This is a genomic window from Actinomadura sp. 7K534, assembly GCF_004348575.1.
Classification (GTDB): Bacteria; Actinomycetota; Actinomycetes; order Streptosporangiales; family Streptosporangiaceae; genus Spirillospora; species Spirillospora livida.
The window spans coordinates 1-5,926 of the sequence record NZ_SMKB01000343.1; the positions used below are offsets into that span (position 1 = coordinate 1).

Annotated in this window: 7 protein-coding genes; 6 read left to right on the top strand and 1 reads right to left on the bottom strand. The window is 73.5% G+C overall.

Going from position 1 to position 5,926, the window contains the following annotated elements; genetic code table 11:
* Positions 1-107: 107 nt before the first annotated feature.
* The 6 genes from E1266_RS34880 to E1266_RS34905 all read left to right on the top strand — a co-directional run bounded on the left by E1266_RS34880 (position 108) and on the right by E1266_RS34905 (position 5,448).
* Entirely contained in the window at positions 108-1,202 is a 1,095-nt protein-coding gene (locus E1266_RS34880; protein ID WP_132054482.1) for an LLM class flavin-dependent oxidoreductase, read from the top strand.
* Positions 1,199-1,831, top strand: coding sequence for an FMN reductase (locus E1266_RS34885; protein ID WP_132054484.1), 633 nt, complete (start codon positions 1,199-1,201; stop codon positions 1,829-1,831). Before E1266_RS34880 ends, E1266_RS34885 begins: the two co-directional genes overlap by 4 nt.
* A 45-nt stretch (positions 1,832-1,876) precedes the next feature.
* On the top strand, positions 1,877-2,215 hold the full coding sequence (locus E1266_RS34890) for a metalloregulator ArsR/SmtB family transcription factor (RefSeq protein ID WP_132054486.1): 339 nt from the start codon (positions 1,877-1,879) through the stop codon (positions 2,213-2,215).
* Positions 2,216-2,232: 17 nt separating this feature from the next.
* The gene (locus tag E1266_RS34895; RefSeq protein ID WP_132054488.1) at positions 2,233-2,868 is read left to right on the top strand and encodes an SRPBCC family protein; all 636 of its coding nucleotides are present in this window, start codon (positions 2,233-2,235) and stop codon (positions 2,866-2,868) included.
* 89 nt (positions 2,869-2,957) lie between these two features.
* Positions 2,958-5,189: a carbamoyltransferase HypF gene (gene hypF / locus E1266_RS34900; RefSeq protein ID WP_243719277.1), complete on the top strand. Its 2,232-nt coding sequence runs from the start codon at positions 2,958-2,960 to the stop codon at positions 5,187-5,189.
* 22 nt (positions 5,190-5,211) lie between these two features.
* The gene (locus tag E1266_RS34905; RefSeq protein WP_132054490.1) at positions 5,212-5,448 is read left to right on the top strand and encodes a hypothetical protein; all 237 of its coding nucleotides are present in this window, start codon (positions 5,212-5,214) and stop codon (positions 5,446-5,448) included.
* A 94-nt stretch (positions 5,449-5,542) separates the two neighbouring features.
* On the opposite strand, the gene E1266_RS38535 is transcribed toward E1266_RS34905, so the two are convergent.
* Positions 5,543-5,926, bottom strand: a 384-nt coding sequence (locus E1266_RS38535) for a hypothetical protein (protein WP_165966331.1), incomplete at its 5' end; no start/stop codon positions are given.

Here is a 5,926-nt window from a genome sequence, read left to right on the forward strand (position 1 = left end):
CCCGCCCCCCCGGCACGGCTGCTCACCAGGGATTCCGCCAGGAATATGATCTCGAGTCGCGCTGTTCGGCTAGAATGATTGAAAGTTCTACTACCTCGGAGGCCGGCATGCAGTTCGGAATCTTCTCGGTCGGGGACGTCACGCCCGACCCGACCACCGGACGCGTACCGTCCGAGGCGGAGCGGATCCAGGCCATGGTCAGGATCGCCCTCAAGGCCGAAGAGGCCGGCCTGGACGTCTTCGCGACCGGTGAGCACCACAACCCGCCGTTCGTGCCGTCCTCCCCGACGACGATGCTCGGCTACATCGCGGCCCGCACCGAGCGGCTCGTCCTGTCCACCGCGACGACGCTGATCACCACGAACGACCCGGTGAAGATCGCCGAGGACTACGCGATGCTCCAGCACCTGGCCGGCGGCCGGGTGGACCTGATGATGGGACGCGGCAACACCGCCCCCGTCTACCCCTGGTTCGGCAAGGACATCCGCGACGGCATCCCGCTCGCCATCGAGAACTACCACCTCCTGCACCGGCTCTGGCGCGAGGACGTCGTCGACTGGGAGGGCAAGTTCCGCACGCCGCTGCAGTCGTTCACCTCGACCCCGCGCCCGCTGGACGGCGTCCCGCCGTTCGTGTGGCACGGCTCGATCCGCAGCCCGGAGATCGCCGAGCAGGCCGCCTACTACGGCGACGGCTTCTTCGCCAACCACATCTTCTGGCCGAAGCACCACTTCCAGCGGCTGATCCGCCTGTACCGGCAGCGCTTCGAGCACTACGGCCACGGGTCCGCCGACCAGGCCATCGTCGGGCTCGGCGGGCAGGTCTTCATGCGGAAGAACTCCCAGGACGCGGTCCGCGAGTTCCGCCCCTACTTCGACAACGCGCCGGTCTACGGGCACGGCCCGTCGCTGGAGGAGTTCACCGCCGAGACGCCGCTCACGGTCGGGAGCCCGCAGCAGGTCATCGAGAAGACGCTGACGTTCCGCGACCACTTCGGCGACTACCAGCGCCAGCTCTTCCTGATCGACCACGCGGGGCTGCCGCTCAAGACCGTCCTGGAGCAGATCGACATGCTGGGCGAGGAGGTCGTTCCCGTGCTGCGCAAGGAGTTCGAGTCGCTGCGCCCGGCCCACGTCCCCGCGACCGCGCCCACCCACGCGGCCCGGGCCGCGGAGCGCGAGAGCGTTGAGGAGGTCCGATGACGAAGCTCGCCGTGGTCTCCGCCGGTCTCGGGCAGCCGTCGTCGACGCGCATGCTCGCCGACCGGCTCGCGGCCGCGGCCGCGGAGGCGCTACGCCCGGACGCGGGCGCCGCCGCCGGCGCGGACGTCGCGATCGAGACGGTCGAGCTGCGCGACCACGCGCACGCGATGGTCGACGCGACGCTCACGCACTTCCCGGCCGGGGAGTTCCGCGCCGCCGTGGAGGCGGTGACGGGCGCCGACGGCCTCATCGCCGTGACGCCCGTCTTCAACGCGTCCTACAGCGGCCTGTTCAAGACGTTCTTCGACGTCCTGGAGCGCGAGTCCCTGGACGGCAAGCCGGTGCTGCTGGGCGCGACCGGCGGCACCGAGCGCCACTCGCTCGCCATCGACTACGCGATGCGCCCGCTGTTCGCCTACCTGCGCGCCGCCGTCGTCCCGACCGCCGTGTACGCGGCGTCCGAGGACTGGGGCGGCGCGGACGGCGCCGTCGAGGGGCTGGCCGAGCGCATCGCCCGCGCCGGCCGCGAGCTGGCCGCACTCATCGGCGACCGGCCCGCCCCGCCCAAGCCCGACCCGTACGAGAACCCCGTCTCCTTCGAGGAGCTCCTGTCCGCGAGCAGCCGGTAGTTATTAAGGCTTGGCTTATATAAGTGAAGACTGTAGGTTGGGGTCGTGCACGCATTCGATGTGCTGGGTGACCCGGTGCGCCGCCGGATCCTGGAGCTGCTCGCAGACGGCGAGCGGTCCTCCGGGGAGGTGACGGCCGTCATCCGGGAGGAGTTCGGGATCTCGCAGCCCGCCGTCTCGCAGCATCTGAAGGTGCTGCGGGAGACCGGGTTCGCGGTCGTGCGCGCGGAGGGGACGCGGCGCCTGTACGCCGTCGACTCCGCGCCGCTGCGGGAGGTCGACGCGTGGCTCGACCGCTTCCGCCGGTTCTGGACGCCGCATCTCGACGCCCTGGCGACGGAGATCGCCCGGGGCAGGCGCGCACGCCGCCGGAACCAGGAGTGACAGGGAGCGAGCGAGCCATGGTCGAAGTGACGGGTCAGATCAACGCGGTCCGGCGCCGGGTCGGGGAGCGGGTGCTGGAGGCCGGTACGGCGCGGACGAGCACGGTCAGCCAGGTCTACGACACCGACGTCGAGGACCTCTGGGACGCGGTCACCACCGCCGAGCGCGTCGGGCGCTGGTTCCTGCCCGTCTCCGGCGACCTCCGGCTCGGCGGGCGCTTCGAGCTGGAGGGCAACGCGAGCGGGACGATCGAGCGCTGCGACCCGCCCAAGGGGTTCTCCGCCACCTGGGAGTACGGCGGCATGACCAGCTGGATCGAGGTCCGGCTGTCCCCCGAGGAGGACGGCCGGGCCCGCCTCGAACTGGAGCACATCGCCCACGTCGACGACGACATGTGGGGGCAGTTCGGTCCCGCCGCCGTCGGCATCGGCTGGGACCAGGGGCTGCTCGGCCTGGCCCTGCACATGTCGGCCGGGGGCGCGCCTGGGCCGGAGGCCGGCCAGGAGTGGGCGATGTCGGAGGAGGGCAAGGAGTTCACGCGGCAGAGCGGCGAGGCCTGGTACCGGGCCCACGTCGAGTCGGGCGCCGACGAGTCCGTCGCCCGCGCGTGCGCCGACCGCACCATCGCCGCCTACACCGGAAGCGCGGAATGACCGCCGGGTGGTGACGCCGCGTGGCGTCACCACCCGCCGGGGGACACGCGCCAGGGTTCCGGTTCCGCGGGCTGGGCAAGAATGGCCAGGTGGACGTCCGGGTGGGCGTCCGCGTCGAGGGGATCGTGCAGGGCGTCGGCTTCCGCCCTTTCGTGCACGGGCTCGCGACCGGCCTCGGGCTCTCCGGACTGGTCGGCAACGACGCGGGCGGCGTGTTCATCGAGGTCGAGGGGGCGCCCGGCGCGGTCGGGCGGTTCCTGGACGGCCTGCGCGCCCACCCGCCCCGGCTGGCCGTCGTGGACCGCGTCACCACCCGCGACCTGGACCCGCGGGGAGGCGGCGGCTTCACCATCGTGGGCAGCGCCGCGACGGACGGCTCGGGCGGCGAGGCGGGGGAGGGCCGCGCGCTGGTGTCCTGGGACGCGGCGACCTGCGCCGACTGCCTCCGCGAACTGCACGACCCGGCCGACCGGCGGCACCGCTACCCGTTCATCAACTGCACCGCCTGCGGGCCGCGCTTCACGATCGTGACGGACGTCCCCTACGACCGTCCCCGCACGACCATGGCGGGGTTCGCGATGTGCGGCCCGTGCGCCGCCGAGTACGCGGACCCCGCCGACCGGCGGTTCCACGCTCAGCCGGTGTGCTGCCCGGCCTGCGGTCCGTCGCTGACCCTGCTGCCGCACTCCTCCCCGCCGGACGACCCGGTCGCCGCCGCGCGGGCGCTGCTCGCGGACGGCGCCGTCCTCGCCGTCAAGGGGCTGGGCGGCTACCACCTGGCGGCGCGGGCGGCGGACGAGGGCGCGGTCGCCGCGCTGCGCGCCCGCAAGCACCGCGAGGAGAAGCCGTTCGCCGTCATGGTCCCGGACATGGCGGCCGCCCGCGCGCTCTGCGTCCTCGACGACGCCGAGGAAGCGCTGCTCACCGGTCCCCAGCGGCCGATCGTCCTGGCGCGCCGCCGTCCCGCCGCGTCCCTCGCCGACGCCGTCGCGCCGGGCAACGCGGCGCTCGGCCTCATGCTGCCCTACACCCCGCTCCACCACCTCCTCGTCACCGAGCCGCTGGTCATGACCAGCGGGAACGCGTCCGACGAGCCGATCGTCCACCGGGACGACGACGCCCTGAAACGGCTCGACGGCATCGCCGACGCGTTCCTGATCCACGACCGTCCGATCCACACCCGGGCCGACGACTCGGTGGTCCGGGTCTTCCGCGGCCGCCCGCTGCCGGTGCGGCGGTCCCGCGGGTACGCGCCCGAGCCCGTGCCGATCCCGGACGGACCCCCCGTCCTGGCCTGCGGAGCCGAGCTCAAGAACACCTTCTGCCTGACCCGCGACGGCCGGGCGTTCGTCTCCCAGCACATCGGCGACCTGGAGAACTACGAGACCCTCCGCGCCTACGAGGAGGGGATCGCCCACTACCGGCGGCTGTTCGGCGTCACGCCCGAACTGCTCGCCTACGATCCGCACCCCGAGTACCTGTCGACCAAGTACGCGCTGGAGCAGGACCTTCCCGCCATCGCCGTCCAGCACCACCACGCGCACATCGCGTCCTGCCTCGCCGACAACGGTGTTTCCGGCCCGGTCATCGGCGTCGCGTTCGACGGCACGGGCTTCGGGACGGACGGCACCCTCTGGGGCGGCGAGTTCCTCGTCGCCGACCTGCACTCCTTCGAGCGCGCCGGGCACCTGGAGCCGGTGCCGATGCCGGGCGGCGCGGCGGCGGTCCGCGAACCGTGGCGGATGGCGGCCGCGTACGGCGTCCCGGACGACCTGCCGGTGGCCCGCCGGCCCGGCTGGGACACGGTCGCCGCCATGGCCCGCCGCCGGGTGAACGCGCCGCTCACCTCCAGCATGGGCCGCCTGTTCGACGCCGTCGCGGCCGTCCTCGGCGTCCGCGACCGGGTCCGCCATGAGGGCCAGGCCGCCATCGAGCTGGAGCAGCGCGCCGACCCGTCCGAACGCGCCGCCTACCGGGCGGCGATCCGCGGCGCGGAGAAGTTCACGGTGGCCGGGGGCGACCTGGTGGACGCGGTCGTCGCCGACCTCGGCGCGGGCGTTCCGGTCCCGCTGATCTCCGCGCGGTTCCACAACGGCGTGGCGGCCCTGGTCGTGGACGCCGCGGCCCGCCTCCGGGACACGACCGGGCTGGGCATGGTCGCGCTGTCCGGCGGCGTGTTCCAGAACATGCTCCTGCTGGAACGCGCGGTGTCCGGCCTGGCCGGCGCGGGTTTCGATGTGCTGACGCACCACCGCGTCCCGCCCAACGACGGCGGCATCAGCCTCGGCCAGGCCGCGGTCGCCACGGCCCGCTCGTCCTGAGCGCGGCGAAGGTCACGGGTTCGTGACGGGCGGGGTGGAAGGGTACTGCAGGGACACCGAGGGGCTCAAGGTCTTCGACGGTCCGCCGCGGGTCAGTGCGATGACCGGCGAACTGGCGCGCGAGGACGTCGCCGACGCGACGCTGTACCTGGCGTCGTCGTCGGCGGCGCAGCTCAACGGGCACGTCCTGCGGGTGGCCGGCGGCCTGCACGCGCGGCTGCGCACCGCTCCGTACCGGGAGCAGCGGCGCGGCGGGTAGGCGCGGACCGCGGCGCGGACGGGAACGGGTACGGTCCCGTCCCCGAAGGCGCCGGGGAGGGACCGTACCTGTTCTCGCGGTATGGGCCTGGCCGTCAGACGCGCCAGGAGCGGACGAGCTCGTCCAGCATGGCCCGGTCGTAGACGATGCCCTGGGACGTCAGCTCCGCGGCGACGAGTTCGCCGTCGCCGTGGTGCTTGGCGAGCAGCCGGTACACCGCGTACGGGAACCAGTGGTTGTCGCTGATCCGCTGGATCTCGGCCTCGTCGCAGACGTGGCCCGCGGCCCTGACCTCGGCGAGCGTCCCGGCCACGTCGCCGTGGCGGCGCTCCAGGACGTCGATGACGAGGGCGCGCAGCGCCTCCGGGTCGGGTGCGGGGGCGGGCGGCTCGGTGGCCACGCCGTAGTCGCCGTGGCCGTTGAGGCTGCCGCGTGCTGCGGCGCTGACGACGGCCAGTTCGGGCTCGGGCTCCGGGAC

Bases quoted from the DNA above. Each gene is read 5' to 3' on its own strand.
- E1266_RS34885 (WP_132054484.1), top strand. From the start codon at position 1,199: ATGACGAAGCTCGCCGTGGTCTCCGCCGGTCTCGGGCAGCCGTCGTCG.
- E1266_RS34880 (WP_132054482.1), top strand. From the start codon at position 108: ATGCAGTTCGGAATCTTCTCGGTCGGGGACGTCACGCCCGACCCGACC.
- E1266_RS34895 (WP_132054488.1), top strand. From the start codon at position 2,233: ATGGTCGAAGTGACGGGTCAGATCAACGCGGTCCGGCGCCGGGTCGGG.